Here is a 26,812-nt window from a genome sequence, read left to right as displayed (position 1 = left end):
CACGGCGTGGATGGCCGCGACAAGCGCGGCCATGACGCTGAAAACTCTCTGCTCGTTAACCCGAATTCGGAGCCCTGTTCGGTCTGCGCCAAGCGCTGGGCGATATCCGGACCCGGCGCAGGCGGCGGCGCTGTGACGGAAAGGAAATTTCGCTCAGCCCACAGCCGGATGTGTCGCGCGTCTCGTTTTCCGCCCGCTTTCGCGCTATCCTGCGCCGCGGCGAAGGCCTCGCCGCGATGCGGGTGGGGGACGAGGGCTCGCGGATCGCCGTCGATGCTCCCAGATATTGTCGTTGGACCGACGGGGATGCGCGACCATGCCGGCAATGGACAAGACCGACACGAAGCTCGCCGACGTCGCGGGAGCGGCGGAGGGCGCCGCCGCCGTCGACGGCGTATTGCAATTCTCCCGAGAGCAGGAGCTGTCCGCCTATCGCGCGATGCTGCTCATTCGCCGCTTCGAGGAGAAGGCGGGGCAGATCTACGGCATGGGCCTGATCGGCGGCTTCTGCCATCTCTATATCGGCCAGGAGGCGGTGGTCGTCGGCGCGCGCATGGCGGCGCGGCCGACCGACCAGTTCATCACCGGCTATCGCGACCATGGCCATATGCTCGCCTGCGGCATGGAGCCGAGGCGCGTGATGGCGGAGCTGACCGGGCGCAGGAGCGGCTATTCCAAAGGGAAGGGCGGCTCCATGCATATGTTCTCGCGCGAGAAGAATTTTTACGGCGGCCACGGCATCGTCGGCGCGCCGGCGCCGCTCGGGGCGGGACTCGCCTTCGCCGACGCCTATCGGGGAACCGATTCGGTCTCGCTGACCTTTTTCGGCGAGGGGGCGGCCAATCAGGGGCAGGTCTATGAGAGCTTCAACATGGCGGAGCTCTGGAAGCTGCCGGTCGTCTATATTGTCGAGAACAATCGCTATGCGATGGGCACCTCGGTCGAGCGCTCCTCGGCGCAGCCCAATTTTTCCAAGCGCGGCGAGGCCTTCAACATCATCGGCCGGCAGGTCGACGGCATGGATGTGCGCGCCGTCGCGGCGGTGGCGACCGAGGCGCTGGACTGGTGCCGGGCAGGGAAGGGGCCGTTCCTGATCGAGGCCAAGACCTATCGCTATCGCGGCCACTCCATGTCCGATCCGGCGAAATATCGCTCGAAGGAAGAGGTGCAGAAGGTCCGCGAGGAGCAGGACCCGATCGAGCAGGTGCGCGCGCGCCTGCTCGCTCTCGGCGCCAGCGAGGACGAGCTGAAGCAGATCGACGCCGCTGTGCGCAAGATCGTCTCCTACGCCGCCGATTTCGCGACCAATGACGCCGAGCCCGATCCGAGCGAGCTCTGGACGGATGTGGTTCTATGAAGAGAGGGCGGGTTCTCGACGTGCGAATCCTTCTCCCGCCAAGCGGGAGAAGGAAGGCTGCGCCCTTCTTTCTCTCGGCGGATAAATCCATGACCGTCAATGTTCTCATGCCCGCTCTCTCACCCACGATGGAGCAGGGCAAGCTCGCCAAATGGCTGAAGAACGAAGGCGATAAGGTCAAGGCCGGCGACGTCATCGCCGAGATCGAGACCGACAAGGCGACGATGGAGGTCGAGGCGGTCGACGAGGGCGTGCTGGCGCGCATCCTGGTGCCCGGCGGCGCGGAGAATGTCGCGGTCAACACGCCGATCGCGGTGATCGCGGAGGAGGGGGAGGACGTCGGCGCTCTGGAAGCCGCGCCGCATCCGGCCGCTCCCGCCAAGGCGCCGGACGTGCCCGCGTCGGCTCCCGAGCCCGCGGCCGCGGCGGCGACCGCCACTCTCGCCCCGGCGCCTCCGGCCGCGCCCGCGGCGCCGACGCCCGCCGTCGCCGCGCCGGAAATTCCGGCCGACGCCACGTTCATCCCGATGACCATGCGCGAGGCGCTGCGCGACGCCATGGCCGAGGAGATGCGGCGCGATCCGGATGTGTTCGTCATCGGCGAGGAGGTCGCCGAATATCAGGGGGCCTATAAGGTCACGCAGGGCCTGCTGCAGGAATTCGGCGCGCGCCGCGTCGTCGACACGCCGATCACCGAATATGGCTTCGCAGGCCTCGCCGTCGGCGCCGCCTTCGCGGGGCTGAAGCCGATCTGCGAGTTCATGACCTTCAATTTCGCCATGCAGGCAATCGACCATATCGTGAACTCGGCGGCCAAGACGCTCTATATGTCCGGCGGACAGGTCCATTGCCCGATCGTGTTTCGCGGGCCGAACGGCGCCGCGGCGCGCGTCGGCGCGCAGCACAGCCAGGATTATTCGGCCTGGTTCGCGCAGGTGCCGGGGCTCAAGGTGGTGGCGCCGTCCAACGCCGCCGACGCCAAGGGGCTGCTGAAGAGCGCCATTCGCGATCCGAACCCCGTCGTCTTCCTCGAGAACGAGATCCTCTACGGCAAGCAGTGGGACACGCCGATGATCGAGGATTTTTTGATCCCGATCGGCAAGGCCCGCGTCGCGCGGGCGGGCGCGCATGTCACGCTGGTCTCTTTCTCGATCGGCGTCATCCATGCGCTCGCCGCCGCCGAGGCGCTGGCCAAGGAGGGGATCGAGGCCGAGGTGATCGATCTGCGCACGCTGCGGCCGATGGATGTCCCGGCGATCGTCGAATCGGTGAAGAAGACCGGTCGCTGCGTCGCCGTGGAGGAGGGCTGGCCGCAATGCGGAATCGGCGCCGAGATCGCCGCCCGCGTGCAGGAGGAGGCGTTCGATTATCTCGACGCGCCGGTTCTGCGCGTCACTGGCAAGGACGTGCCGATGCCCTACGCCGCCAATCTCGAGAAGCTGGCTCTGCCCGCCGTCGTTGAGGTGATCGCGGCGGCGAAGGCAGTTCTCTATAGGTGACGGCGGTTCTATTTTGCTGAAAGCTCCGGTGGCCAGAAATCCTCGGCGATCATCTCCTCGAATGTCCACAGCATGGCGCGCAGAACCGCATCGCCATATGCTTTTCTGGCGACGCCATCGATCAGCGGCTTCAGGCTGGGATTGTCGTCGAGATGGTCGATGAGCTCATGTCGTTGGACCGTGATCGAGACGCTCCAGCTCGCGGTTCGCTTCAATGGCTGAAAGCGCCATTTCAGGAGGTGAAGAATGAGAATCTTCAAGCGGCTCGCCAGCTCGCGCTTCTCGGTCTTGCCCATGCTCTCGATTTCCTGCGCAATGTGCTCGATGTCGGCCTGCGCGAGCTTGCCCTCACGCAGCAGCGTCGCCTGCTCATTGGCCCAGGCGTAGAAATCGTCGTCGTAAAGCCGGCTCGTGGGCATATCTCGTCCTCCCGCGATGATCGACGTCGTTGCGGCTGGCGTTCCGCGCAAGATTATATCGTCAACGTCTCGCCTCGGAAATCGGCTCCGAATCGATGGGGACCCTGGCAATGAATGTCGCGGCTCATGCTTCAAATCCCGCGCCGGAGGGCGCCCGCATCCTCGCTTCGCCGCTGGCGCGGCGGCTGGCCAAGGAGAGCGGGCTCGATGTTTCCGCGCTGACGGGCTCCGGCCCGCATGGGCGCATCATCGAGCGCGACGTGAAGGCGGCGCTCGCCGGCGGGCGTCCCGCCGCCGCCGGGGCGGCGCCGAGCGAGGCCTCTGTCGCAATGCCCGACGCCGTCGTGCGGCAGCTTTTCGCGCCGGGCTCCTTCATCGAAGTTCAGCATGATTCGATGCGCAAGGCGATCGCCCGGCGCATGACCGATTCGGTGCGGACGATTCCGCATTTCGCGCTGCAGAGCGATTGCGACGTCGACGCGCTGCTGCATCTTCGCGAGGATTACAACAGCGCGGCGCCTCTTCGCGCGGATGGCGAGCCGGAGTGGAAAGTCTCCGTCAACGACATCATCGTGAAGGCGATGGCGCTGGCGCTGCAGCGCGTCCCCGACGCCAATGTCACCTTCACGCAGAGCGCGATGCTGAAGCATAAAGCTTCGGATGTCGGCGTCGCCGTCTCCATTCCCGGCGGTCTCGTCACGCCGATCATTCGCAACGCCGAGACGAAGAGCTTTCGTGAGATCGCGATCGAGATGAAGGATCTCGCGCGGCGCGCCCGCGAGCGCAAATTGAAGCCAAACGAATATGAGGGCGGGACCACCGCCGTCTCCAACCTCGGAATGTTCGGCGTCAAGAATTTCTCCGCCGTGATCAATCCGCCGCATGCGACCATTCTCGCCGTCGGCGCGGGCGAGAAGCGCATCGTCGCGAGGAATGGCGCGCCGGCCGTCGCGACAATCATGAGCGTCACTCTCTCGGTGGACCATCGCGCCGTCGACGGCGCGCTCGGCGCGGCGCTCCTCGCCGAATTCAAGCGGCTGATCGAGCATCCGGGCGCGATGCTGGCGTAGACGCGGCGAGCAGGAACACATCGAGCAGGACTATGCATCCGCTTGCAGCGCGTCATCAGGCGACGATTGCGCCCGTTCGCGTCGCTTCACCAATGAACGAGTCGACCGCAGACGGGCGCGGCGCCGAGCCAGGGACGCGCGGGCGGAGGATAGGCGTCGGCGGCATTGTAGGCGGCGGGGCGATATTCGTCGTCATAGGGACGCGGTGCGTCCCATGTCTCGCCCACGAATGGGCGCGGCGCAAAGGAGGCGACGCGGACGACACGCGGGCGCTGTTCCGCGACCCGATAGCGGACATGGCGACGCGGAGCCGAATAGGCGACGGCCGGAGAAGAATGCCGCGGCCGATAGGCGGCTGCGGGCGACGACTCGGGCCCGATGCCCGGAACGACCAGCGGGTCGCGCGGCGCAGCGAGCGCGCCGCCCGCCAGCAGAGTCGAGAAAACAGCAATGGTGAACTTCACACTCGAACGCATGATCGACGCCCTTTCGTCTCCACTCTGCAGCGCGGCGGACGGCTGTCTCAAATCGGCGCAGCCGCCTCCTCGCACGTCGAGTCACAGCAAGGCGTGTTCCGGCTAGAAGGCAGCATGGCGAGCTCTTTTGACCCGGGTGCAAAAAGCTCTGCTCAGCCCAGCTTGGCTTTCAGCGCATGGCCGGCCAGCGTCTTTCCGAGCGACCAGACGGCGCCCGGCGCGTCATGGGCGTCGGCGATCACCTTGTCGAACGAGCGCTCGATCCAGTCGCAGTCGAAATCGTCGATGGTGAGCGGCGGCAGCAGCTTGATGGTGTGATTGCCATGGCCGGCGACTTGCGTCAGCACCTTGTGCTGCTCGAACAGCGGAATGCTGATGAGCTGGCAGAACAGGCCCGAATTGACGGTCTCCAGCAGGTTCCACGCCGCTTTGAGCTTCAGCGAGCGCGGCTCGCCGAACTCGATTCCGATCATCAGCCCCTTGCCGCGCACGTCGACGACGAGCTCGTAGCGCTCGGCCATGGCGCGGAAGGCGGCGAGGAGACGCTCGCCTCTGTCCGCCGAATTCTCGACGAGGCGCTCGGCGGCGATGACCTCCAAAGTCGCGAGGCCGGCCGCCATGGCGAGATCATTCTTGCCGAAGGTCGAACCATGCACGACCGCGCGATCCATGCGATCGAACACTTTCTCGAAGATCCATTTGCGAGTCAGCACCGCGCCGACCGGCACATGGCCGCCCGAGAGCGCCTTGGCGACGAGAACGAGGTCCGGCTCGACGCCATAATGCTCCACCGCGAAGAATTTGCCGGTGCGGCCCAATCCGGTCTGGATCTCGTCGGCGACGAACAGCGTGCCATATTTGCGGCACAGCGCCGCCGCTTCGGCGAGATAATCGTCCTGCGGTATATTGACGCCCTTGCCCTGGATCGGCTCGACGAAAAAGGCCGCGACGTCGCGTCCGCGCAGAGCGGCGTCGAGCGCCGCGAGATCGTCGAAAGGGATTTCGCGCGTGTTGGGCAGCAGCGAGCCGAAGCCCTTCTTGAAGATCGCGTCGCCGTTCAGCGAAAGGGCGCCGCAGGTGAGGCCGTGAAAGGAATGCCCGCAATGCACGAGGCCGTCGCGGCCCGTCGCGGCGCGCGCGAATTTGATCGCCGCCTCGACCGCCTCGGCTCCGGAATTGGCGAAAAAGACCTTGTCCAGCCATGGCGCATGAGCGAGCAGCCGCTCGGCGAGCAGCGCCGCCGGCACGGAGACGTCGAGTTGCACCAGATTGGGCAGATCGGCGGAAAGGACGCTCATCAGCGCCGCGCGCAGCGACGGGTGATTGCGTCCGATGGCGAACACGCCCCATCCGCTCAACAGATCGAGATAGCGCGCGCCTTTTCGATCGAACAAATATTGTCCCGAGCCGCGGACGAATCCGACATCATAGCCGATCGCTTTCAGCACGCGCACCCACATTTCGTTGAGATGCGTGGCGTGCATTTCAAATCGCTCGCTCTCTCGCTCGGCGTAGAGCGCGGCGAGATCGAAATTCGGCGCGGCGGCGTCGCCCGCGCGGCGGTCGTCTTGCGGAGACAGATAGGTCATGAGCGGGTCCTGTGGGCGCGGGGGCGCGACCATTGCGCGATTTTCTCGCGCAAATTGCGTCCGGTCAACTGCCCTCGCGGCGACCATATGGGTTCGCGCGGCGCTGTCCAGAGGCGTCTTGAAGAAACCGCGCGGAAGGCGCGGCGCATGTCGCCCGGCACAATTTCCGATGGAGAAGCGCGCCGGTCGCTTCGCAGGGCCACACGAATGGACCGAGCGGGACGCAATTCCGGCTCGTTCTCGATGCGACAAGCTCGTGCGTACGGTAATTCGCGTAACCCGCACGCAGATGACTGCAACGCAACGCATTTATCGGATTCGTATCCACAACAAACGGCTGCGCGACAAAAAAGTCGGTTGGACGCCGCGCCGGCGATGATATCTTAACTCCAGTGATTCACAGGCGACGCCGCGATTCGCGCAATGAACGAGCGGGCCGCGCGAGGCGAGCGTCTGCAGCTGGATCGGCAGGGGGAGTTGGTCTGTTGGGCGCCAAAATTTCATTCCAGAATGAGTTGAGCGCGTCGACCATCAATGTCGAAGGCGAACAAGCCGCACTCGATCTGATCGAAGTATCGGGAGCCATCAAGTGGTTCGATGTCTCCAAAGGCTATGGGTTCGTTGTTCCGGACGACGGCGGCGCGGATATCCTTTTGCATGTCACGACATTGCGGCGCTCGGGATTTCAGACGGCCTATGAAGGCGCGCGGGTCGTCTGCGAGGCGCAGCGGCGGGCCAAAGGAATGCAGGTGTTCCGCGTCGTCGCCATCGACGAGTCGACGGCGATCCATCCGGCGCAAAGCGCGTCGGCGCGCACCCATGCGCAAGTGACGCCGTCGAGCGGCTATGAGATCGCCATCGTCAAATGGTTCAACCGCGTGAAGGGATTCGGCTTCCTGACGCGGGGGGAGGGCACCGACGACATCTTCCTGCATATGGAAACGGTCCGTCGCTTTGGCCTCGCCGAATTGAAGCCCGGCGACAGCGTGCTGGTGCGTTACGGCGACGGCCCCAAGGGCCTGATGGCGACCGAGGTGCGCCCGCTGGAAACGGCGATGCCGGCGTCCCACTAGTGGAGTGATTCAGCCGATTCGACAGGGGGTGAAAGGGCGAGCCTCTGAGGCTCGCTCTCGAGAGGCTTCGAATTCGGCGATGCAAGGCTACTCGTAGCCTGCGTCACTCGAACCGAAGAGCCGAAAGCCCCCTCCCTCATCCTTCCCCGCTTCGCGGAAAAGGCGCTGTCGACATTTCTCGAACCTTCGATGAAGCGCGGAATCTGCCCCCTCTCCCGCGAAGCGGGGGAGGGGGCGTCGAGCGCCCTTCGTTGTCATCGATGCAAATCACGAGGGACGCCCGTCGGCGCGCGCGCCGAGCCTTTGCCAACTGCCGATCCGCATGGCATGAGCAGGGCCGACAATGTGGCGCGGCCGCCCGATGGCCTCGCCGCGGAGAGCAGCGAGGCGGGTGTGATGCGGAAGATTTTGCCGAAGGGAGCGGGACGTTTCATGCTCGTGCTGGCGGCGCTCGTCGCCGCTGCGGCAGGCTGGGACTCGCTCGAATCGTCCGCCCGCGCGGCGGCGGTCGAGCCGCTCGAGATCGTGACGGCGACCGGCTCCCATCGGCTGCGCGTCGAAGTGGCGCGCACGCAGAAGGAGCGCGAGAAGGGGCTCATGTTCCGCACATCGCTGCCCGAGGACGGCGGCATGCTGTTCGACTTCCGCGAGGAGCGCCCGGTCGCCATGTGGATGAAGAATACGCCCCTGTCGCTCGACATGATCTTCGTCGGCCGCGACGGGCGGGTGGTTTCGCTCGCGCTCGGGGCGGAGCCCTATTCCGAGCGGATCATTTCCTCCGGCGCGCCGGCGCTGGCGGTGATCGAGGTGAGCGCGGGCGTGGCCGAGCGGCTGTCGGTCTCCGTGGGCGACGAGGTGCGTCATTCGATGTTCCGGAGATAGCGGCGCCGCCGCCGCGCTTGTGAGCGGCCGTGGCTCGTGCTAGCGAAACTCCGGCGGAGGCGGGCGCCGATGGCCTATTCGCGAAACGGGGTATAGCGCAGCCTGGTAGCGCGGAAGTTTTGGGTACTTCAGGTCGCAGGTTCGAATCCTGCTGCCCCGACCACGAGGCCCCTCGCTCCCGCCGTCGCAGAGGTTTCATGAGATCGGCGTAGAGCCGAATGCTGCCGAGGGCCGATATGACCGCACGAATTCACCGTCAGGCGCCCAGCGCGACCCAGTCCGGCCCGGGGCCGGCCAAGCCCTGGGTGCTGGAGTTCGAGAGAGAGACGCCTCGCGAGATCGATCCGCTGATGGGCTGGACCAGCTCCTCGGACGCCAAGGCGCAGATCAAGCTGCGATTCGCCACGAAGGACGAGGCGATCGGCTATGCCGAGCGGAGCCTCCTCGTCTATCGCGTCGAGGAGCCCAAGCCCGGCTCCGCGCGCCGCATCATGTCCTATTCCGATAATTTCAAGACGCAGCGCGTCGGTCAGTGGACGCATTGACCTTCCTGTCCCAAAGCCGAGAGCTTCGCCGCTCGGCCCCGTAGCTCAGCCGGATAGAGCAACCGCCTTCTAAGCGGTAGGTCGCAGGTTCGAATCCTGCCGGGGTCGCCATTCCGGACGCGCCGGCGCGTTCCTCTCGGCTGCGACAGCCCCATGCGCGGAGCGGTCGCGTCGGCTCGACGTCTCGCATCCTCGTCTTGCGCGTGCAGCCGGACATCGCGCCGAAGGTGAAGAGCGGCGCGGCGCTCCTGTGTCCCTCCTGCGACAGTCTGCCGAAATTTGCGAAACGAATGCGCGTTGGTTTTGCGCGCGCGTTGACAAGTCGCGCGGCGCGGCTACCGATTGCGCCCATGGTGACGTTCCCGCCGGCCGCCCGAGCGATGGGACGCGCGCTCCTGTCGGGGGCCGCGGCTTTCCTCTTGTTGCTGCGCGTCGTCGCGATCCTTTCCGCCGATGCGTCGGCGGCCGTCGGCGACGCCGAACCCGCCGTCGTCTGCGTCGCTTCGGCCGGGGACGGCTCGCAGAGCCCGCATCCCGCGCCCGGCGATCGTCATTGCGCGATTTGCCTGCTGGGCGCTCCCCAGCGCTTGCTCGACGCCGCGCTCGCCACGCCGGACGCATTCGTCGGGCCCGAGCACGATGCGAAGCTCCGAGCGGCGCTTTTTTCGCCGCGCGCCGGTCCGGCGTCGCGCGCCTGCGGTTGGATCGGCTCCTGGTCGTCGCGCGCGCCGCCGCGCGTCTAACGCACGCGCGAAGCGTCGCGCCCTGCATTTTGCGTTTCCCGCGCCGATCGGCGCCGGAACGGAATGCGACCGGACTTCCTTTCCCGCATCGGACGCCGCAAATGCCGGACACCAAGCCGCTGTCGATCCGCGAGCTGTTCCTGCGCAGTCAGCGCGACCTTCTCTCTTTTCTCACCCGCAGGGTCGGGCGCGAGGACGCCTCCGATCTTCTGCAGGAGACCTTCGCGCGCTACATCAGCCGCGACGCCGCCGCCGAAATCGCCGATCCATCCGCTTATCTGCGCCGCACCGCCGGCAATCTGGTGAAGGATCTCGCGCGCCATCGGCAGGTGGAGCGCAAATATTTTGTCGGCGACGGCGACGCCGCGGATGCGCCCTCCGACGAGGCGAGCGCCGACAACCGCGTCGATGATGCGCGGCGCGCCCGGCTCCTCGCCGAGGCGGTCGCCTCGCTGCCGCCGCGATGCCGGGAGATTTTCGAGCTGCGTGTTACGCATCATCTGTCGCAGCGCGAGATCGCCGAACGGCTCGGCATTTCGCGCAAGACGGTCGAGCAGCATTTCCATCTCGCCATGGAGCGCTGCCGCGCGGCGGTGCAGCAATGAGCGCGAGGATGGCGGCCCTTCCATTTCACCCGCGAGACCGTCTTCACATTCGGCGGGGGCGCGCGCCGTTCCGGGAAGACGAATGGCCGATATGAGCGACGAGCGGGAACCGGGCCGCAGAACGAGCGCCGATGAAGCGGCGCTCGCCTGGTGGGTGAAATGCGACGCAGGCCCGCTCTCCGCGCAGGAGCAGGCGGAACTCGACGCCTGGCTCGCCGCCGATCCGGCGCATCGCGCCGCGCTCGACGGAGCGGAGCGGCTGTTCGGCGAGGTTCGGCGCTTATGGGCGGCGGGCCGCCCGACCGCGCGTCGCCGGCCGCTCGCCGCCCCGGCGACGGCGCTGCTCGCCGCTTCGCTCGCATTTTGGTTGTTCTTCGACGAGATCGCGCTGCGCTTTCGCGCGGACGCGCTCACGGCGATCGGCGAGACGCGCGTCGTCACGCTGGAGGACGGATCGCTCGCGCATCTGTCGGCGCGCTCGGCGATCGCTGTCCATTATCGCGCGGGCGAGCGGCGGCTCACGCTGCTTGCGGGCCAAGCCTTTTTCCAGGCGGCGCCCGACTCGTCGCGCCCGTTCGTCGTCGAGGCGGCCGGCGCGACGGTCACCGCGCTCGGCACGGCTTTCGATATTGCGCTGCGCGACGCGACCCATGCCGATGTCGCGGTGATCGAGCACAAAGTGGCGGTGACGAACGAAGCGGCGCGCAGCGTCGTGGAGGAGGGGCGGCGGATGAGCTTCGGCGCCGGAACGCCGATCGCGGAGCCGGAGCCGGCGGATTTGTTCAAGGTCGGCGGCTGGCGGCGCGGGCGCCTCATTTTCGAGGACGAGCCTCTGGAGAGCGTGCTGGCGACGCTCGCGCGCTATCGCTCGGGCCTGACGCTCGCGGCGCCGGCGGCGCGCCGATTGCGCGTGACCGGCACCTTCGACGCCGCCAATCCCGAGGGCGCGATCCGCGCGCTGAAAGCGTCGCTCGGCCTGAAGGCGCTCTCGATCGGCAGTTATGTGATCTACATCTACAAATAGCGGAGGAATGCGGCGGTGCGCGGCGGCTGCGGCAGGATTTTCGAAAAAACTCCATTGGGCGACCCTTCCAAACGCCCTGCGAGCGCGTCCTCGACAATGGGGGCCACTTCGTCCCCGGCGAAGCGAGGGAGCGGCGGATGGCATGGAAGGGATTTGGCCGGAGGGACGAGCGCGTGAGCCTCGTGCTGGCGGCGGCAGTGGGGGCGGTCGCGTTCGGCGCCGAGGCGCCGGCGGCGGCGCATGCGCGCATGCAGGCGTCGCAGCTGGCGGCGGAGGTGCGGAGCTATCGGATTCCGGCCGGCGCGATCGGCATGGCGCTGAACCGGCTCGCCGAGGAAAATGGCGTCCAAATGGTGTTTCTCGCCGGCTTGACCCGCGATGTGGAGACGCGCGGGCTGAGCGGCGAGTACACGCTGGGCGCCGCGCTGCGCCAGCTGCTGGCCGGGACGGGCTTGTCCTATCGGCTGGCGGACGACGAGCGCGAGGTGTTCATCGTGCTGGCGCAGAACGACGCGGGAGCTCGCAGCGACGCCGGCGGCGCCGAGGCGCTGCCGCCGATCGATGTCGGCGCGGCGGCGGCCCAGGCGCGCGCCGGCGGGCAAGGGAACGGCCAGCGGGGAGGCGGCGGCCCCGGCGATCCGACCGCTTATCGAACCGAGTCGACGAGCACGGCGACCAAGACGAGAACGCCGATCATCGAGACGCCGGTCAGCGTCCAAGTGGCGCCGCAGCAGATCCTGCGCGATCAGCAGATCGTGGTCGTCGACGACGCTCTCGCCAATATCAGCAGCGTCACGCCGATCCCGGTCGGCGGACTCCAGTCGGGGTTCGTCGTACGTGGATTCGAGACCTACAAATATTATCTCGACGGGGTTCGCGTGGACAATAAGTTCACCACTCCGCGGCGGGAGATGGCCAATGTCGAGAGCGTCGAGGTTCTCAAGGGCCCGGCCTCCATTCTCTACGGGCGCCTCGAGCCGGGCGGCCTCATCAATATCGTGACCAAGAAGCCGTCCGTGCAGGAGCATTACGAGCTGCAGCAGCAATTCGGCTCCTATGGATTCTATCGCACGACGCTCGGCCTGACCGGACCGCTGACGGCCGACAAGACGCTGCTCTATCGGTTCGACGCCGCATATGAGAACTCCGACTCGTTTCGGGAGCTCACCCATACGGATCGAATTTTCATCGCGCCGAAAATTCATTACGAGCCGATGGCCGATTTCCGGGCGAACGCCTATCTCGAATATCAGCGCGGCCGCTCGCCGCTCGACTTCGGCTCGCCCTATATCGGCGGCCGGCCGACGTCCGTATCGATCACGCGCAACTATGGCGAGGCGGGCAGCGAATCTTATGTGAAAGACGATCTCCGCATCGGGTTCGACTGGTCCTACGACATTGATCGCAATTGGACCGTCTCGCATCGCTTCGACGCGAATTTTCGTGACGGCGTCAATAACATCATGGTTCCGCTGTGGCCGAGCGCCGCGAGCTGCAGCTATGCGTCCTGCCCGGTCGATCGTATCGTCAACAGGCCGGCGGTTCAGTCGCAGGCCTATTTCACCAGCTTCGACGTGAAGGGACGTTTCGACACATTCGGCCTCACGCATAATGTGCTCGCCGGCGGCGACTATTACCTGGACAATTACAAGATCCAGCGCGTGTTCAGCTTCTCGGCGCCGTCGATCGATCTCTTCAATCCCGTGCATACGGGCTTCCCGAATTATCTCTACGGCAATCCGGATTGGGCCTTCTCGATCGACGCCGGCCAAAATTGGTACGGCTTCTATTTCCAGGACCAGATCGCGCTGCCCTATGACTTCCACCTGCTGGCGGGATTTCGCTACGACAAGGCGAAAATGGGCGCGACGGCGCTCGACACGGTTCCCGCGCCCGCCACGCTCACCTCGATGAGCTCCGACAATGACGCGATCAAGCCGCGCATCGGATTATTGTGGCGGCCGATCCCCCAGCTGAGCCTTTATGGCAGCTATGTCGAGAACTTCGGCCTGTCGCCCGTGGTGGACGGCTCGACCCGGCCCACCGTCGATCTGCTGGCGCCGACGTCGGCGCGGCAATGGGAGTTCGGCGCCAAGACGGATCTGTTCGACGGGCGGCTCACGGCGACCGTCGCCTGGTTCGACATCGTGAAGAACAACATACCGACGCCGTCGTCCGATCCGGTTCGAGCGGCGCTCGGCGCGCAGGTCTCGACCGGCGAAGCGCGCAACCGCGGCTGGGAATTCGACGTGAGCGGCCAGGTCACCTCGCAGATCAAGGTCATCGGCAGCTATTCCTACATCGATTCCACTATATTGAAGGACAACAACGGCAATGTCGGCCATCGCCTCTATGGCGTGCCGAAGAGCGCGGGAAGCCTCTGGGCGGTGTATGAGCCCGATTTCGAAGCTCTGCGTGGCGCGAGCTTCGGCGCGGGCTTCGTCGCCCGGAGCTCCGTTCAGGGCAACAACGCCAATAGTTTTCAGATTCCCGGCTATGCCGTCGTCAATCTGATGGCGCGCTATTCGTTCCTCATGTCTGGCTTGACGGTGACCGCGCAGCTCAACGTCAACAATCTTCTCGACAAGACCTATTATTTATCACCGGGAGACACGATCGGCATTCTGCCCGGCGCGCCGCGCAGCTTCCTCGGGTCGCTGAAGGTCGAGTTCTGAGGCGACGCATCACCGGCAAAGCGCCGCATGGATTTCAGTCCATGCGGCGCTTGCTCGAATCGCCAGCGCTCGCATGGGCGTTCGGTGGAGAGCGAGATGTCTTCCGCGGCAGTCCTCGAAACACCCGCGTGCAAAGCTCGCGGATCGTGCTAGATTGCCACGGCGCGGCTCCGTAGCTCAGCTGGATAGAGCAACTGCCTTCGAAGCAGTAGGTCGCAGGTTCGAATCCTGCCGGGGTCGCCAGCAAAATCAGCGATTTAGAATGCCCTTGATTGTCTGTATCCATTCGGATACATATGTAGCGCTTACGTGATGTTCGCCAACGGCCGCCAATGTTCACTCTTGTTCGATCGTCGGCCTTTGACGAGTGGCTTTCGAGCCTCGCCGATCAAAAGGGCAAGGCCCGGATATTGGCGCGCCTGACGAGCGCGGCGCGCGGCAATTTCGGCGACTGCGAAGCCGTAGGAGAAGGCGTATCGGAAATGCGCATTCACCACGGACCGGGCTATCGCGTCTATTTCGTCCGGAATGGCGTCGCGATCTATTTGTTGCTGAACGGCGGAGACAAAGGGACGCAGAGACGAGATATCGAGCGCGCGAAGGAAATGGCGCGGGGGTTGAGGGAGACGGGACAATGAGCAATGATTTCGCGACCTTCAACGTGGCCGATTATCTCGACAATGACGAGGTGATCGCCGAATATCTCACGGCCGCCGCCGAGGATGCTGACCTGGACGTTTTGCTCGCGGCGCTCTCGGAGGTCGCGAAGGCGCGCGGCATGGCGCAAGTTGCGGCGGCGGCCGGCCTCGGCCGAGAAAGCCTCTACAAGGCGTTGGCGCCCGGCTCGCATCCGCGCTTCGAGACGATCAGCGCCGTTCTTCGCGCGCTGCACGTGAGGATTTCCCTTAGCCCGGCAAGCACTCCCGTGGAGTGACGCGCCAGCCGGTCGAGAGAGATTCCGGTGACAGCGTCGAGGTTGGGGCCGTCGCCGCCGTCTTGGCCGCCGCGCCGTGAGCTTGCCCTCACGCTCCACGAGCTCGCGCTGACAACGTTCCTTGGCGCGCGCGTCTGCCAGGCGCGGCGTTTCGTCAAGAGCGCGCGCGCGTCTTCGGCAGGTGACGCGCGTCGCCCATCGGCTCGCGGCGGCCTTGCGCCGCTGTGGCCGTCTTGCGACAGCGGCCGAAATTCTTTCGCTTCGCGGGAAGCACGCCTTGACGGCTACGCTCGCGCCGAGCTCCAATGCCGCGCATGGCCGAAGCCCGACCCCGCCCACGCCGATCATGGGGCGCGCGCGCAATTCTCGCCGCGTTCTGCATCATCGTGCTGCAGCTGCTGCCCTCGGCGGTCGGCGTCGGATCGGCCGCGCTCGGGGAGCCCGGCGTTTTTGTCGCGCATCCCCTCTGCGTCGCGGCTGCGGGCGACGATGGCGCGCCAGTCGGGCCGCCGGCCGGGCCGGACGACTGCGGCTCCTGCCTCTTCTGCCAGCGCGGCCCCATGCCGCTCGGCATCGCTCTGCCGCCGCTCGATTCGCCTGCGCCGGCGGTCGCCGTCACGCGCGACGCGCGGCCCTTCCGCGCTTTCGTCCCGCCGTCCGAGCGCCGCGCCGGGCGCGGCGCCGGCTCGTCGCGCGCGCCGCCTCACGCCGCCATTTCTCCCGCCGCCTGATTGCGAGGCGCCGCGCCGCGCCGCCCGATCATTTGGTTCCCCACACGCGCCGAGCCCGACGAGGGCCCGGCGTCGCCGCTGCGGATCCCGCCGCATGTCGGATAAAAAGCTCCTGTTCATTCGCGATCTGTTCGAGCGCAATCGGCGCGCGCTCCTCGGCTATCTGACGCGCCGCGTCGGGCCGGAGGCCGCCCCCGATCTGCTGCAGGAGACCTTCGTGCGCGTGTTGCGCCACGAGCGGCTCGACAGCGTCGCCGATCCGCCCGCCTTTCTGCAGCAGATCGCCGCCAATCTCACCCGCGACTTCGCCCGCAGGCGCAGGACCGAGAGCAAGCATCTGCGCTTCGACGCGCTGCTGGGGGAACGGCCGAGCGGCGACGCGCCCGCCGACGAGCGCGTCGATTTCGCGCGCCGCGCCCGCCGGCTCGCGGCGGCGATCGAGGCGCTGCCGCCGCGCTGCCGGGAAGTGTTCCAGATGTCGGCCTTCGAGGATTTGCCCTTCGACGAGATCGCGCGGCGGCTCGGCATTTCCGAGCGCATGGTCCGCCAGCACATGAGCATCGCCATGCGGCGCTGCTGGGCGGCGCTGGGATGAAAATTCCTCGCGTTCGACCTTCCTTTTTTCAGCTTGCCGCGTCGTAATCTGCGCGCGTCGTTCCGCGGAGAGGGGCGCGCGGCGAGAGAAGGATCGAATGGTCGCAGAACCGGACGAGACAGGCGCTCGGAGCGGCGCCGCCCATGAGGCGGCGATCGAATGGTGGGTGCTGGCCAAGGCCGGCGAGCTTTCCGGCGCGCGGCGCGCCGATTTCGAGGCATGGCTCGCCGCCGATCCCGCCCATGCCGCCGCCTATGCGGATATCGCCCGAATGTTCGAGGAGGCGCGCGCGCTGCGGCCGGCCCACGCCCCGGCGAAGCGCGCGTCGCGGCGTCCGACGGCGGCGCTGGCGGCGCTGCTCGCGGCCTCGCTCGCCGTCTTCGCCTGCTTCGACCATCTGTCGATCCTGCTGCAGGCCGATCATGCGACCGGCGTCGCCGAGTCCAAATCGGTGACGCTGTCCGACGGCTCGCGCGTGGAGCTGGACGCCGGCTCGGCGATCGCGCTGCGCTTCGAGCCGGGGCGGCGGGTGGTGCGGCTGCTCGCGGGGGAGGCCTGGTTCGTGGTCGCGCCCGACGCCGCGCGGCCATTCGTGGTGGAGGCGGCGGGGGGAAGCGTCACGGCGCTGGGCACGGCCTTCGACGTCGCGCTGCGCGAGGGCGGAGCGCATGTGTCGGTCGGCGAGCACAGGGTGGCGGTGGCGAGCGGCGGCGCGCGCGTGGAAGTGGGCGAGCGTCAGTCGACCGCGTTCGAGACCGCCGCGCCGGGGCAGCCGCCGGTCTCTGTCGCTGCGGACGCCATCGCCGCCTGGCGTCGCGGCGCGCTGGTGGTGGAGGATCGTCCGCTCGGCGAGGTGCTGGCGACGCTCGCCCGCTATCGTCACGGAGCCGTGCTCTGCTTGCGCCCGTCGACCTGCGCGCGGCGGGTGAGCGGCGTCTTCTCGACGTCCGAGCCGCTGACGACCTTGCGCGAGATCGAGTTCTTCCTCGGCCTGCGCGCGGTGCAGCTGACGAGCTATCTGATCTTTCTGACCGAGTGACGCCGCGTCCGCGCGGGCAAAAAAGTTTGCGTTTCGACATTCCGAATTCGACGCGACCGCGTCGAGTGGGTCACGGGCGCGATGGAGCGCCTCTGGCACATTTCGATAGGAAGCGGCGATGGTGAAGAAAAGTCTGCGTCACAAGGGTGCGGCGATGAGCTCGACGGTTGCGGCGATGGCGCTCGGCGCCTTCGCGGCGGGGAGCGCGCCGGCGCAGGCGTCGCTCTCGCCGCAGGAGCGCAGCGGCGTTGTGCTGGTCTATGATATTCCGGCGGGGTCGGTTGCGACCGCGCTCAACGCCTTTGCCGTGAAAAATGGGCTGCATCTGCTCTATGACGCGCGCGTCACGCGCGCGCTGCGCACGACGGGGCTCGTCGGCGCGTTCTCGATGCGTCAGGGGCTCGATCATCTGCTCGACGGCACGGGGCTGACCTATCGCTTCGGCGGGCCGGACGCGAAGTCGGTGTCGATCATATTGGCGCAGAACGACGCCGTGCGCAGCGATGCGGGCGCGGAGGCGCTGCCGCCGATCGATGTGGGGGCGCAAGCGAGAACAGGCGCGCCCGGCGGCCCCGGCGGCGCGTCCGATCCGAAGGCCTATCGCCACCCGAATGCGAGCACCGCGACCAAGACCAGCACGCCTGTCATGGAGACGCCGATTTCCATCCAGGTCGTTCCGCAACAGGTGCTGCAGGATCAGCAGGCGGTGCGCCTCGACAAGGCGCTGGAGAATGTGAGCGGCGTCTATACGCTGCCGTCTGGCGGCAGTTATGGCGCCTCGGCGGATAATTTCCTCGTCCGCGGCTTCAAGGTGGATAGAATTTATCGCGACGGCGTGCTTCAGCCCAAAGCCTTCGGCACGGTCACTTCGTCCAATGATCTCGCCGATGTCGATCATGTCGAGGTGCTCAAGGGACCGGCGTCGATCCTCTATGGGCGCATCGAGCCCGGCGCGCTCGTCAATCTCGTGACCAAGCAGCCGCTCGCGCAGCCTTTTCACGCCGTGGAACAGCAGATCGGTTCATTCGCATTCTATCGGACCACGCTCGATTTCGGCGGTCCGGTCAGCGCCGGCGACGGCCTCTTCTATCGATTCGATATGGCATATGAAAACGCCGGCTCCTTCGTCGACTTCGCCCGGAACGAGCGCGTGTTCATTGCCCCCAAGCTGCGATGGGAGATCGACGCGGCCACCCAGATCACCTTCGATTTTCATTATCTGAACACCCGCGATCCTTTCATCAATGGAATTCCGGTCTTCGGCAGTCCGCCTCGGATTCCAAACCTGTCCCGCTCGACCAACCTCTATGACGCGCCTCGCGCGAGCGTCGAGGAAGTCCGATTCGGCTATGCCCTGTCTCATGCTTTCGATGAGAGCTGGACGTTGCGCCACCGCTTTTCGGCGAATTTCCTCAACGGCGACAGCAACAACGAAAACTTCCCGTTCGGAACGGCGAGCGCGGCGGGCGTGCTTCCCCGCGGCGTGGAGGCCGAGCATTTCCGCGACGCGCTCTATCAGGCGTCGGCGGACGTGACGGGGCATGTGACCACATGGGGAGCAAAGCACACGCTGCTGTTCGGCGCCGATTACGTCGACCAGGCGCCGCACGACACCTACGCTGGCCTCGCACAGGGGACGTCCATCAATATTTTCACCAAAGTCCCGGAAGGAGCGCTCGTACCGCTCTCCGCGCCCGGGCATTTTTTCACCCATCCGCAATGGTATGGGCTTTTTCTGCAGGATCAGATCGAACTGCCCTACAACGTGCATGTTCTCGCAGGGCTCCGCTACGACGATGCCCGCAATCCCTCGTCCCGAGCGGTGGACAATGGCTCCGCGCCGATCGTCGCCTCCAATCACAATAGCGCGGTCAATCCTCGCTTCGGGCTTCTCTGGCGTCCGATTCCAGAGATTTCGCTCTATGGCAGCTATGTTCAAAACTTCGGCCTGCCCAATGGCGTTCTGTTCCAGGCGGGGCCAATTCCGCAATCCTTGTTGCCCGAAACGGCCCAGCAATGGGAGGCGGGCGTCAAGACCGAGGTGTTCGACCAGCGGGTGACGGCGAGCTTCGCCTATTTCAATCTGACCAAGCAGAACGTCGCCACGCGGAACCCGTTCAATCCGTTGCTGAAGGATGTGACCGGGGAAGTGCGCAGCCGGGGCGTCGAGCTCGATGTCTCGGGCGAAGTTCTCCCAGGCTTGCGCGTCATCGGCGCCCTGGCGTTCACCGATGCGGTCGTTCTCGAGGATACGATAGACGCGACCGGGAAGTCGATCGGCAATCAGGGCAAGCGCTTCTTCGGCGTGCCGCGCGTCGGCGGAAGCTTCTGGTCGACCTATGAGGTTCAGGACGGCGACTGGCGTGGTCTGAAATTCGGAGCCGGCGTCGTCAGCCGCGGCGGCCGGGAAGGCGATCTCGCCAACACTTTCCAGATGGCCGGCTTCACCGTGGTGAACGCCATGGCCAGCTACGAATGGGATTGGGCGCCGACGAGGATCAAGCTCCAGCTCAACGTCGATAATCTGTTGGACCGGACTTATTTCGTGAACAGCGACGGGCTCGGCAATCTGATGTTCGGCTCGCCGAGGCGATTCATGGGTTCTGCGCGCGTGACATTCTGACGAAATTTGCTGCTGTCGCGACGGCCCGCCGAGCGTGGGCCGTCGGCCTGTGTGCGTGCGCCTCCCGTCTCCGGGAGCGCCGGCGCAGCTCTCACTTCGCGAAAACGCGCGCGAGCGAGATCAGCCCCCCGAGGATCAGGATGGTCTGAAAGCCGATCGCGCCGACGACCCATTTCAAAATATCGGTCTTGGCATCGGAGATGCTGGATTTCAGTTCGGCCCTGAGCGTTCCTAAGTCCGACTTGATCGTGACCACATCCGTCTTGACGGCGCTCAACTCTAATTTGATGACGGCGACATCGGTCTTGACGCTTGCCAAGTCGGCCTTGAAGGCGTCCAGATCGACTCGGACAGTGGACACATCCGCCTTCGTGGCGAGATCGCCCTGCATGGCCTCGCCCAGCGCCTCGGCGAGCGTTTCCGCCTGCTCGGAACTGAAACGTCCTTTGTCCCGCAGCGTGCGGGACAGGCGAAGCGTGTCGAAGAGTAGGGCGCTCACGAACGGATTATGGTCTGCGGACCGGCGAAAGTCCATTTCTCGCTCGGCTTGCGCGCGGTCATTCGCGGCGCGCGGCCGCTGCCCTCACTTCGCGAAAATGCGTGCGAGCGATACGAGCGCGCCGAGGATCACCAGGGTTTGAAAGCCGATCGCGCCGACAACCCATTTGAGAATATCGGCCTTCGTTTCCGCGAGCTTGGCCTCGAGCTTGCTTTCGAGCCTCGCCAGATCCGCTTTGGTGGCGAGATCGTCCTGCCCCGCTTCCCCCAGCGCCTCAGCGAGCGTCTCTGCCTGTTCAATGGTGAAATGCCCTTTGTCCCGCAAGGTGCGGGACAGGCGAAGAGTATCGAAAAGCAGCGCGCTCATGCCTCCGAAGATAGCGGAGAAGTCCTCGAAAGTCCATCACGCGCCGAGGGCGCGAGCGCCCCGCGCCGCCTCCGGATATTGCGCCAGAAAGGCGCGCAGCACCACGAGCTGATCGGCCGCGCGGCGCGTCGCGCCGAGGTCGAGGAAGCCGTCGAGATCGGCGACGATCTGGTCGCGCACCGCCGCTGTCCCGTGGCCGAGACCGAGCAGATAGGAGGCGAGCAGCGTGTCGTGTCGCTGCGAGCGCGTCACCTTCGACATGGTTTCGTTCGACGTGGGCGCGCCGAGGCCCGCGTTGGACAGATGAGCCATGATCCTACTCCCCCGAACGCTTCCCCTCGAAGACCCGCTGCGTTCGACGACCCAACCTTTACGGGCTATTCGCCGCAGGCGAAATCGGGGGGAACTACGTAGCGTGAACTCAGTCTTTTTTTATGTTTTTTCCGTTGCTTCCGTCGCACGCAGCCGCGCGAATCCGGCGGCCAGATCCGCCTTCAGATCGTCGAGATCCTCGAGCCCGACCGAAAAGCGCAACGCCGGTCCTTCCGAGCTCCATTGCGTCGCCGTGCGATAGCTCTTGCAGTCGAAGGGCAGCACGAGGCTCTCATAGCCGCCCCAGGAATAGCCGAGGCCGAATAATTCGAGCCCGTCGAGCATCGCCGCGAGGGCCGGCTGCGCGACCGGCTTCAGCACGATCGAGAACAGGCCCGTCGAGCCCGAAAAATCGCGCTTCCACAGCGCATGGTCCGGATGCGTTTCGAGCGCGGGATGAATGACGCGCGCGACCTCGTCGCGCTGCTCGAGCCAGCGCGCCAGCTCGACGCCGGCGCGCTCCGCCTCGCGCAGGCGCAGCTCCATGCTGCGCAAGCCGCGCAGAGCGAGAAACACATCCTCGGGCCCGGGGCAGATGGCGAGCGCGTCATAGGTCGCGCGCAGGCGCCGCGCCCATTTCTCATTGGCCGAGACGAGTCCGAGAAGAAGATCCGAATGGCCCGAAAGATATTTGGTGCCGGCCTCGATGGAAAGGTCGACGCCGCGCTCATGCGGCGGAAAGAACAGCGGCGTCGCCCAGGTGTTGTCGAGAATGACGCAGGCGCCGCGCTCATGCGCAACTGCTGCGATCGCCGGCACATCCTGCACCTCGAGGCTCTGCGAGCCGGGCGACTCGGTCAGCACGGCCGATGTGTTCGGCCGCATCAGGCTCGCTATGTCCGCGCCGATGCGCGGATCGTAATAGCTCGTCTCGACGCCGAGCCGCTTCAGCACGCCATCGCAGAAGATGCGGGCCGGCAGATAGCAGGAATCGGTCACGAGGATGTGATCGCCGGCCTTCACCGCCGTCAGCAGCGCCAGATTGATCGCCGCGAGGCCCGAAGGGACGGCGACGGCGTTTGCCGCCCCAGAGACTTCGCTCCAGGCCTCCTCGAGCGCTCGGACCGTCGGCGTGCCCTTGGTGGCGTAGGTATAGGCGCCGCGATTGGCCAGCAGCGCCGCCGTGTCGGGAAACAGCACCGTCGAGCCCCGGTAGATCGGCGTGTTCACGAAGCCGAATTGCTGCGAGGGCTTGCGCCCGGCATGGGCGAGCCGGGTGCGGCTTCGCATTTTTCGCCTTGATTCCTCGTTAGTCTCGCTCATGTTCGAACACCCGGGCTTTCACCATCGAGCCGATGCGACTCCATCCGTTCGCAATATAGCGGGGATTCGAGCGTCATGCCTCGGAGAGGGGACGGCTCGCCGATGCGGCCGTCCGCTTCCCGCGGCGAGGCCATACGAGAGACGTCCAATGCTGCCCCGCCTGTCCTGTTTCGCCGCGGCGACGATCGCCCTGCTTCTTGCTCTCGCGCCCGCGCGCGGCTCGGGCGACCTGCGTCAGTCGACGCTCGGCCAGGCGACGGCGCGCGGCCATTTGATCTGCGGCGTGAGCGGGGGTCATCCCGGCTTCGCGCTGCAGCGCGAAACTGGCGAATGGAGCGGGCTCGACGTCGACTTTTGCCGCGCCGTCGCCGCGGCGATCTTCGACGACCCGAACCGTTCGACGATCGTGGCGCTCGCGCCCAAGGAGCGGCTGAAGGCGCTGCAATCGGGCGAGGTCGATCTGCTGGCGCGGGGCGGCGCCTGGACCTTGTCGCGCGACGCCGGGCAGGGCGTCGCCTATGTGGCGACCACATTTTTCGACGGCCAGGGCTTTCTCACCAGCAGCAAGCGCGCCGCGCAGTCGCGGCGCGATCTTTCGGGACTCTCGGTTTGTGTGCAGCAGGGCACGCCGTTCGAGCTCGATCTCGTCGACGACCGCCGCGCCGGCGAAAAGCCGGTCGAGCCGCGGCTGTTCGCCTCCTTCGAGGAGGCGGCGGACGCCTATGCGCAGGGCCGGTGCGACGCTCTGACCGCCGACATTTCGACGCTCGCTGCTGCGCGCTCGCGGCTCGAAGCGCCGGGCAAGCATGCGATCCTCTCCGAGCTCATCGACAAGGAGCCGCTCGGCCCGATCGTCCGCCAGGACGACGGGCAATGGTTCGACATCGTGCGTTGGACCCTGTTCGGCATGGTCGACGCCGAGGAGCTCGGCGTCGCCTCGACCAATGTCGACGAGGCGCTGAAATCCGTCGATCCGCGCATGCGCCGCCTGCTCGGCGTCGAGGGCGGCCGGATCGAGGGCTTCGGGCTCGAGCCCGACTGGGCCTATCGCATCGTCAAGCATGTCGGCAATTACGGCGAAATCTTCGAACGCAATCTCGGTCATGGCTCGCCGCTCGATCTCGACCGTCGGCTCAATGCTCTGTGGACCGAGGGCGGCCTGATGTACGCGCCGCCGGCGCGTTGAGATCGCTCTACTCGCCTCCGGGCTCGTCCTGCTTTCGCCGGCTCTCTTTCTTGGGCTCGCGGCGCGGGCCTTCGACGAGGCGCACCACCATGCCCCGGAGAGTGCGAACGTCCTGCTCTGTCAAACCCATGCGATGAAACATGTTGCGCAGATTGCGCGACATCACCGGCTTCTTGGTCTCGGGACGGAAGAACTGCCGCTTGTCGAGCTCCCCCTCCAGAAAGTCGAAGAAGGAGAGGGTCATCTCGCGGGTCGCCGGCGGCGAGCGTTCGCTGTTGTCGAAAGGAATGGCGTCGCCATGAGCGGAGCGGAACCATTCATAGCCGGTGAGCAGCACCGCCTGCGCCAGATTGAGCGAGGCATAGGCGGGATTGACCGGAAAGGTGAGGATCGCATCGGCGAGCGCGACCTCGTCATTGTCGAGCCCGGTGCGCTCGGGGCCGAACATCACCCCATGGCGCTCGCCGGCGGCCATGCGCGCCGCCATGGCGGGCAAGGCGGCGGCCGGAGTGACGACGGGCTTCATCTGGCCGCGCTCGCGCGCCGTGGCGGCGTAGACGAAGGAGAGATCGGCGATCGCCTCCCGCGCCGTCTCATAGAGGCGGGCGCTGTCGAGCAGATGAGCCGCGCCGGCCGCGGCGGAATAGGAGGCTTCGCGATAGACCGGATCGCGTGTCGGCCAGCCTTCGCGCGGGGCGACGAGGCGCAAATCGGACAGGCCGAAATTGGCCATGGCGCGCGCGCACATGCCGATGTTCACGGCGAGCTGTGGACGCACCAGCACGATCGTGGGGCCGCCTTCGATCTTCGGCTTGGTGTGGTCGGTTCCGGCGCCGGTCAAGGATTCACATTCTCCCGCAGTCATGCGTCAGGCGAGGGCGTTTCCTTCTCTCCCATTCGCGCGGGGAGGATGATAATACGCCGCCATTCGATCGCCGCCCCATATCACGATCTGCGTCGGGACTGTGACGATCGCGCTCGAATGCGGGGTTTTCCCGAGCCGCTTTCGGTGGACAATCCGAGGCGACTCTGTTATCCCGCTTTTCCACGGATCAGGCGCTCCGTCAGCGCCCGATCGGCTATTCTCACGAGCCGCTCTCACAGGCCGCCAACGCACTCAAACCGGGGCCGCCGCGTCCCTAGAAACAGGATCGCTTCGTGCAAGTTCTCGTCCGCGACAATAATGTCGACCAGGCTCTCAAGGCGCTGAAGAAGAAGATGCAGCGCGAAGGCATTTTCCGCGAGATGAAGCTCCGCGGCCATTATGAGAAGCCCTCGGAGAAGCGGGCGCGCGAGAAGGCCGAGGCGGTGCGCCGCGCCCGCAAGCTCGCCCGCAAGAAGCTGCAGCGCGAGGGCCTGCTGCCGGTCAAGGCGAAGCCGGCCGCCGGCGGTCGCTGAATCGTCGTTCGGGTCGTCGGGCCGCTACATTCGGCTCGGCCGACGCATAGAGCGCAAAGCTTTCGTCTCGGCTCCGGGAGGAACGGTATGGAATTGCCGCTCGCGCCGGCTCTCCGCCGGATGTCTCCGAGAACGCCTCCCCGTCTGGGCGCGGCGTTGGCGTTGTTATTTCTCGCGGGCTGCGAGACCGCGGGCGTGCTGCGTCCGCCGGGCCGCGGCTTCGCCGAGACCGAGGTCGGCGATCCCAAGGCCGCCTCCGCCAATATCGAATCGCTGTCCGAGGTCATTCGTCGCAATCCCAGCGCCGAGGCCTTCAACACGCGCGGCGTCGCCCACGCCAAGGTCGGCCAGTTCCAAGAGGCGATCGCCGATTTCTCGCAGGCGATCCAGCTCGAGCCGAACAACGCCGCCGCCTTCACCAATCGCGCGCTGGCCTTCCGTCAGGTCGGACGCAGCGATCAGGCGAGGCTCGATTTCGACCGCGCCGTCACCGTGAACCCCAATCATGCTCCGGCCTATATCGGTCGCGCCAATCTGCTGCGCGCGCAGGGCAATCTCGATGAGGCGCTGCTCGATCTCGATCAGGCCATCCGCCTCAATCCCGAGAGCGCGCAGGCCTTCCATGCGCGCGGGCTCATCCATCAGAAGCGCGGCGACAATGTCCGCGCCGTGACCGACTTCGACAACGCCATCGACCGCGATCCTTTTGCCGCCGCGCCCTATCAGGCGCGCGGCGAGAGCCTCGTCGCGCTCGGCAATTACGACAAGGCGATCGAGGATTTCAACGCGGCGCTCAATGTCGACAACAAGAGCGCGCCGGCCTGGGCGTGGCTCGGCCTCGCCTATGACCGCAAGGGCAATCGCGGCAAGGCGAACGAATCCTATCAGCGCGCGCTGTCGATCGATCCGAACCAGCCCATCGCCAAGCAGGGCGGGCGAGGGTAAGCCAAAGAAATCTTTCGACGCGCTTTCTTTCTCCCGCGAGGGGGAGAAGGCCCTCGCCCTTTCTCTGAGAGGAGTCTTATCTTTCCGCCGCCTGCTCGACCTCGAGCGTCGCGTCGATCCATGCGAAGAGGCGCGGCGTGATCTCCTCCCGTCCGAGCACGAGATGGCCGGCGCCAGGGGCGAGCAGGAAGGTCTTGGGCTCGTTGGCGAGCTCGAACAGGCGTCGGCCGAGGCGCATCGGCACGACCGTGTCGAGGTCGCCATGGGCGACCAGCAGCGGCACGCGCACATCGCGAATGGCGAGGTCGGAGCGGAACTGGTCGGCCATCAGCCAGCGCACCGGAATGAGGCCATAGCGCGCCTCGGCGACGTCGACCGCGGATGAGAAGGGCGAATCGAGCGCGAGCGCCGCGGCCGCATGCGTCGCCGCCAGAGCCGTGGCGACGCCGGAGCCGAGCGATTCTCCGATGAGGACCAGCCGCCGGGCGTCGGCGCCGCGGGCGAGCGATGCGCGATAGGCGGCCTCGGCGTCGCGCATCAGGCCGTCTTGCGTCGGCGCGCCGGTCGAGCCGCCATAGCCTCGATAAGCGACGGCGAGAAAGCCGTATCCGCGCTGCTGGAAGCCGCGAAAGCGCGGCGCGCGGTCGATCAGCGCGCCGGAATTGCCGTGAAAATAGAGGATGAACGGCCGCCCATCCCGGGCCGGCGCGGTCCAGGCGACCAGCGTCTCGCCGTCGTCTGTCGAGACGCACAGCTCCTCGACGCCGTCGAGCCCCGCCTCGCGCGGCGAGGCATGGCGAGCGTCGGGACTATATTGCAACCGGCGCTGGAAGAGAGCGAGCGCAGCCGTCGCCGCGAGATAGGCGGCGACGACGAGGACGAGCGCGGATTTCAGCGCGAGCAC

General features: G+C 66.3%; 28 protein-coding genes and 3 tRNA genes. 22 read left to right on the top strand and 9 right to left on the bottom strand.

The annotated features are described in order from the left end of the window. Positions 1-316: 316 nt before the first annotated feature. Together pdhA and K3F48_RS03940 are read left to right on the top strand one after the other, a co-directional pair. Complete coding sequence (gene pdhA / locus K3F48_RS03945; RefSeq protein ID WP_222574088.1) at positions 317-1,357, top strand: pyruvate dehydrogenase (acetyl-transferring) E1 component subunit alpha; 1,041 nt, start codon at positions 317-319, stop codon at positions 1,355-1,357. Between the two features lie 89 nt (positions 1,358-1,446). Continuing rightward, on the top strand, positions 1,447-2,856 hold the full coding sequence (locus K3F48_RS03940; protein ID WP_222574087.1) for a pyruvate dehydrogenase complex E1 component subunit beta: 1,410 nt from the start codon (positions 1,447-1,449) through the stop codon (positions 2,854-2,856). A gap of 8 nt (positions 2,857-2,864) precedes the next feature. On the opposite strand, the gene K3F48_RS03935 is transcribed toward K3F48_RS03940, so the two are convergent. Next, complete coding sequence (locus tag K3F48_RS03935) at positions 2,865-3,275, bottom strand: DUF29 domain-containing protein (RefSeq protein WP_222574086.1); 411 nt, start codon at positions 3,273-3,275, stop codon at positions 2,865-2,867. 95 nt (positions 3,276-3,370) lie between these two features. Here K3F48_RS03935 and K3F48_RS03930 point away from each other — a divergent pair, with 95 nt between their 5' ends. Continuing rightward, positions 3,371-4,345, top strand: coding sequence for a 2-oxo acid dehydrogenase subunit E2 (locus tag K3F48_RS03930; RefSeq protein WP_370631344.1), 975 nt, complete (start codon positions 3,371-3,373; stop codon positions 4,343-4,345). A gap of 86 nt (positions 4,346-4,431) precedes the next feature. Here K3F48_RS03930 and K3F48_RS03925 read toward each other — a convergent pair whose 3' ends face one another. Next, positions 4,432-4,821: a hypothetical protein gene (locus K3F48_RS03925; RefSeq protein ID WP_222574084.1), complete on the bottom strand. Its 390-nt coding sequence runs from the start codon at positions 4,819-4,821 to the stop codon at positions 4,432-4,434. Between the two features lie 152 nt (positions 4,822-4,973). Then, positions 4,974-6,410: an aspartate aminotransferase family protein gene (locus tag K3F48_RS03920; protein WP_222574083.1), complete on the bottom strand. Its 1,437-nt coding sequence runs from the start codon at positions 6,408-6,410 to the stop codon at positions 4,974-4,976. Between the two features lie 485 nt (positions 6,411-6,895). Here K3F48_RS03920 and K3F48_RS03915 point away from each other — a divergent pair, with 485 nt between their 5' ends. The 16 genes from K3F48_RS03915 (at position 6,896) to K3F48_RS03840 (ending at position 19,879) form a co-directional block, all read left to right on the top strand. After that, on the top strand, positions 6,896-7,483 hold the full coding sequence (locus tag K3F48_RS03915; RefSeq protein ID WP_305080287.1) for a cold-shock protein: 588 nt from the start codon (positions 6,896-6,898) through the stop codon (positions 7,481-7,483). Positions 7,484-7,879: 396 nt separating this feature from the next. Beyond that, a complete protein-coding gene (locus K3F48_RS03910) occupies positions 7,880-8,365 on the top strand; it encodes a DUF192 domain-containing protein (protein ID WP_222574110.1) in 486 nt (161 codons plus the stop codon). Positions 8,366-8,451: 86 nt separating this feature from the next. Continuing rightward, a tRNA-Pro gene (locus K3F48_RS03905) sits at positions 8,452-8,528 on the top strand. Positions 8,529-8,601: 73 nt separating this feature from the next. Further along, positions 8,602-8,910 (top strand): ETC complex I subunit, encoded by a 309-nt coding sequence (locus tag K3F48_RS03900; protein WP_222574082.1) that lies wholly within the window; start codon positions 8,602-8,604, stop codon positions 8,908-8,910. A gap of 34 nt (positions 8,911-8,944) precedes the next feature. Further along, a tRNA-Arg gene (locus K3F48_RS03895) sits at positions 8,945-9,021 on the top strand. Between the two features lie 239 nt (positions 9,022-9,260). Further along, complete coding sequence (locus K3F48_RS03890; RefSeq protein ID WP_222574081.1) at positions 9,261-9,653, top strand: hypothetical protein; 393 nt, start codon at positions 9,261-9,263, stop codon at positions 9,651-9,653. Positions 9,654-9,754: 101 nt separating this feature from the next. Then, the gene (locus tag K3F48_RS03885) at positions 9,755-10,258 is read left to right on the top strand and encodes an RNA polymerase sigma factor (RefSeq protein ID WP_222574080.1); all 504 of its coding nucleotides are present in this window, start codon (positions 9,755-9,757) and stop codon (positions 10,256-10,258) included. A 91-nt stretch (positions 10,259-10,349) separates the two neighbouring features. Next, positions 10,350-11,282, top strand: a complete 933-nt coding sequence (locus tag K3F48_RS03880; protein ID WP_222574079.1) for a FecR domain-containing protein — start codon at positions 10,350-10,352, stop codon at positions 11,280-11,282. Positions 11,283-11,419: 137 nt separating this feature from the next. Next, positions 11,420-13,957 carry a TonB-dependent receptor gene (locus tag K3F48_RS03875; protein WP_222574078.1) on the top strand — a complete coding sequence of 846 codons (2,538 nt, stop codon included), beginning with the start codon at positions 11,420-11,422 and terminating at the stop codon, positions 13,955-13,957. A gap of 166 nt (positions 13,958-14,123) precedes the next feature. After that, positions 14,124-14,200: transfer RNA gene (locus K3F48_RS03870), tRNA-Arg, on the top strand. Positions 14,201-14,289: 89 nt separating this feature from the next. Beyond that, the gene (locus tag K3F48_RS03865; protein ID WP_222574077.1) at positions 14,290-14,595 is read left to right on the top strand and encodes a type II toxin-antitoxin system RelE/ParE family toxin; all 306 of its coding nucleotides are present in this window, start codon (positions 14,290-14,292) and stop codon (positions 14,593-14,595) included. Continuing rightward, the gene (locus K3F48_RS03860; protein ID WP_222574076.1) at positions 14,592-14,891 is read left to right on the top strand and encodes an addiction module antidote protein; all 300 of its coding nucleotides are present in this window, start codon (positions 14,592-14,594) and stop codon (positions 14,889-14,891) included. The genes K3F48_RS03865 and K3F48_RS03860 overlap by 4 nt, the downstream gene beginning before the upstream one ends. 314 nt (positions 14,892-15,205) lie before the next feature. After that, positions 15,206-15,622, top strand: a complete 417-nt coding sequence (locus tag K3F48_RS03855) for a hypothetical protein (RefSeq protein ID WP_222574075.1) — start codon at positions 15,206-15,208, stop codon at positions 15,620-15,622. A 94-nt stretch (positions 15,623-15,716) separates the two neighbouring features. Next, positions 15,717-16,217 carry an RNA polymerase sigma factor gene (locus K3F48_RS03850; RefSeq protein ID WP_222574074.1) on the top strand — a complete coding sequence of 167 codons (501 nt, stop codon included), beginning with the start codon at positions 15,717-15,719 and terminating at the stop codon, positions 16,215-16,217. A 97-nt stretch (positions 16,218-16,314) separates the two neighbouring features. Next, complete coding sequence (locus tag K3F48_RS03845; RefSeq protein ID WP_222574073.1) at positions 16,315-17,256, top strand: FecR family protein; 942 nt, start codon at positions 16,315-16,317, stop codon at positions 17,254-17,256. Positions 17,257-17,374: 118 nt separating this feature from the next. After that, the gene (locus K3F48_RS03840) at positions 17,375-19,879 is read left to right on the top strand and encodes a TonB-dependent receptor (protein ID WP_222574072.1); all 2,505 of its coding nucleotides are present in this window, start codon (positions 17,375-17,377) and stop codon (positions 19,877-19,879) included. 91 nt (positions 19,880-19,970) lie between these two features. Here K3F48_RS03840 and K3F48_RS03835 read toward each other — a convergent pair whose 3' ends face one another. From K3F48_RS03835 to metC, 4 genes are all read right to left on the bottom strand, one after another. Further along, positions 19,971-20,414: a coiled-coil domain-containing protein gene (locus tag K3F48_RS03835; protein ID WP_255608150.1), complete on the bottom strand. Its 444-nt coding sequence runs from the start codon at positions 20,412-20,414 to the stop codon at positions 19,971-19,973. A 48-nt stretch (positions 20,415-20,462) separates the two neighbouring features. Further along, positions 20,463-20,744 (bottom strand): hypothetical protein, encoded by a 282-nt coding sequence (locus tag K3F48_RS03830; protein WP_222574071.1) that lies wholly within the window; start codon positions 20,742-20,744, stop codon positions 20,463-20,465. Positions 20,745-20,780: 36 nt separating this feature from the next. Then, complete coding sequence (locus K3F48_RS03825; protein WP_222574070.1) at positions 20,781-21,056, bottom strand: hypothetical protein; 276 nt, start codon at positions 21,054-21,056, stop codon at positions 20,781-20,783. Positions 21,057-21,176: 120 nt separating this feature from the next. Beyond that, complete coding sequence (metC, locus tag K3F48_RS03820; protein WP_370631343.1) at positions 21,177-22,346, bottom strand: cystathionine beta-lyase; 1,170 nt, start codon at positions 22,344-22,346, stop codon at positions 21,177-21,179. 181 nt (positions 22,347-22,527) lie between these two features. Here metC and K3F48_RS03815 point away from each other — a divergent pair, with 181 nt between their 5' ends. Next, the gene (locus tag K3F48_RS03815; protein ID WP_222574068.1) at positions 22,528-23,565 is read left to right on the top strand and encodes an amino acid ABC transporter substrate-binding protein; all 1,038 of its coding nucleotides are present in this window, start codon (positions 22,528-22,530) and stop codon (positions 23,563-23,565) included. 7 nt (positions 23,566-23,572) lie between these two features. On the opposite strand, the gene K3F48_RS03810 is transcribed toward K3F48_RS03815, so the two are convergent. Next, positions 23,573-24,406 carry an RNA methyltransferase gene (locus K3F48_RS03810; RefSeq protein WP_222574067.1) on the bottom strand — a complete coding sequence of 278 codons (834 nt, stop codon included), beginning with the start codon at positions 24,404-24,406 and terminating at the stop codon, positions 23,573-23,575. Positions 24,407-24,723: 317 nt separating this feature from the next. Between K3F48_RS03810 and rpsU the strand changes: the two genes are divergently transcribed. Next, complete coding sequence (gene rpsU, locus K3F48_RS03805) at positions 24,724-24,963, top strand: 30S ribosomal protein S21 (RefSeq protein WP_003615425.1); 240 nt, start codon at positions 24,724-24,726, stop codon at positions 24,961-24,963. An 87-nt stretch (positions 24,964-25,050) separates the two neighbouring features. Then, positions 25,051-25,908, top strand: coding sequence for a tetratricopeptide repeat protein (locus K3F48_RS03800; protein WP_222574066.1), 858 nt, complete (start codon positions 25,051-25,053; stop codon positions 25,906-25,908). Between the two features lie 76 nt (positions 25,909-25,984). Here K3F48_RS03800 and K3F48_RS03795 read toward each other — a convergent pair whose 3' ends face one another. Further along, positions 25,985-26,812 (bottom strand): alpha/beta hydrolase, encoded by an 828-nt coding sequence (locus tag K3F48_RS03795; RefSeq protein ID WP_222574065.1) that lies wholly within the window; start codon positions 26,810-26,812, stop codon positions 25,985-25,987.

The organism is Methylosinus sp. Sm6, from assembly GCF_019802345.1.
In the GTDB taxonomy this organism is placed as follows: domain Bacteria; phylum Pseudomonadota; class Alphaproteobacteria; order Rhizobiales; family Beijerinckiaceae; genus Methylosinus.
The sequence above is the reverse complement of the archived record's forward strand: the minus strand, read 5'-3'. Positions and strand labels throughout refer to the sequence as shown.

Bases quoted from the DNA above. Each gene is read 5' to 3' on its own strand.
- pdhA (WP_222574088.1), top strand. From the start codon at position 317: ATGCCGGCAATGGACAAGACCGACACGAAGCTCGCCGACGTCGCGGGA.
- K3F48_RS03940 (WP_222574087.1), top strand. From the start codon at position 1,447: ATGACCGTCAATGTTCTCATGCCCGCTCTCTCACCCACGATGGAGCAG.
- K3F48_RS03935 (WP_222574086.1), bottom strand. From the start codon at position 3,275: ATGCCCACGAGCCGGCTTTACGACGACGATTTCTACGCCTGGGCCAAT.
- K3F48_RS03930 (WP_370631344.1), top strand. From the start codon at position 3,371: ATGGGGACCCTGGCAATGAATGTCGCGGCTCATGCTTCAAATCCCGCG.
- K3F48_RS03925 (WP_222574084.1), bottom strand. From the start codon at position 4,821: ATGCGTTCGAGTGTGAAGTTCACCATTGCTGTTTTCTCGACTCTGCTG.
- K3F48_RS03920 (WP_222574083.1), bottom strand. From the start codon at position 6,410: ATGACCTATCTGTCTCCGCAAGACGACCGCCGCGCGGGCGACGCCGCC.
- K3F48_RS03910 (WP_222574110.1), top strand. From the start codon at position 7,880: ATGCGGAAGATTTTGCCGAAGGGAGCGGGACGTTTCATGCTCGTGCTG.
- K3F48_RS03900 (WP_222574082.1), top strand. From the start codon at position 8,602: ATGACCGCACGAATTCACCGTCAGGCGCCCAGCGCGACCCAGTCCGGC.
- K3F48_RS03890 (WP_222574081.1), top strand. From the start codon at position 9,261: ATGGTGACGTTCCCGCCGGCCGCCCGAGCGATGGGACGCGCGCTCCTG.
- K3F48_RS03885 (WP_222574080.1), top strand. From the start codon at position 9,755: ATGCCGGACACCAAGCCGCTGTCGATCCGCGAGCTGTTCCTGCGCAGT.
- K3F48_RS03880 (WP_222574079.1), top strand. From the start codon at position 10,350: ATGAGCGACGAGCGGGAACCGGGCCGCAGAACGAGCGCCGATGAAGCG.
- K3F48_RS03875 (WP_222574078.1), top strand. From the start codon at position 11,420: ATGGCATGGAAGGGATTTGGCCGGAGGGACGAGCGCGTGAGCCTCGTG.
- K3F48_RS03865 (WP_222574077.1), top strand. From the start codon at position 14,290: ATGTTCACTCTTGTTCGATCGTCGGCCTTTGACGAGTGGCTTTCGAGC.
- K3F48_RS03860 (WP_222574076.1), top strand. From the start codon at position 14,592: ATGAGCAATGATTTCGCGACCTTCAACGTGGCCGATTATCTCGACAAT.
- K3F48_RS03855 (WP_222574075.1), top strand. From the start codon at position 15,206: ATGGCCGAAGCCCGACCCCGCCCACGCCGATCATGGGGCGCGCGCGCA.
- K3F48_RS03850 (WP_222574074.1), top strand. From the start codon at position 15,717: ATGTCGGATAAAAAGCTCCTGTTCATTCGCGATCTGTTCGAGCGCAAT.
- K3F48_RS03845 (WP_222574073.1), top strand. From the start codon at position 16,315: ATGGTCGCAGAACCGGACGAGACAGGCGCTCGGAGCGGCGCCGCCCAT.
- K3F48_RS03840 (WP_222574072.1), top strand. From the start codon at position 17,375: ATGGTGAAGAAAAGTCTGCGTCACAAGGGTGCGGCGATGAGCTCGACG.
- K3F48_RS03835 (WP_255608150.1), bottom strand. From the start codon at position 20,414: ATGGACTTTCGCCGGTCCGCAGACCATAATCCGTTCGTGAGCGCCCTA.
- K3F48_RS03830 (WP_222574071.1), bottom strand. From the start codon at position 20,744: ATGAGCGCGCTGCTTTTCGATACTCTTCGCCTGTCCCGCACCTTGCGG.
- K3F48_RS03825 (WP_222574070.1), bottom strand. From the start codon at position 21,056: ATGGCTCATCTGTCCAACGCGGGCCTCGGCGCGCCCACGTCGAACGAA.
- metC (WP_370631343.1), bottom strand. From the start codon at position 22,346: ATGCGAAGCCGCACCCGGCTCGCCCATGCCGGGCGCAAGCCCTCGCAG.
- K3F48_RS03815 (WP_222574068.1), top strand. From the start codon at position 22,528: ATGCTGCCCCGCCTGTCCTGTTTCGCCGCGGCGACGATCGCCCTGCTT.
- K3F48_RS03800 (WP_222574066.1), top strand. From the start codon at position 25,051: ATGGAATTGCCGCTCGCGCCGGCTCTCCGCCGGATGTCTCCGAGAACG.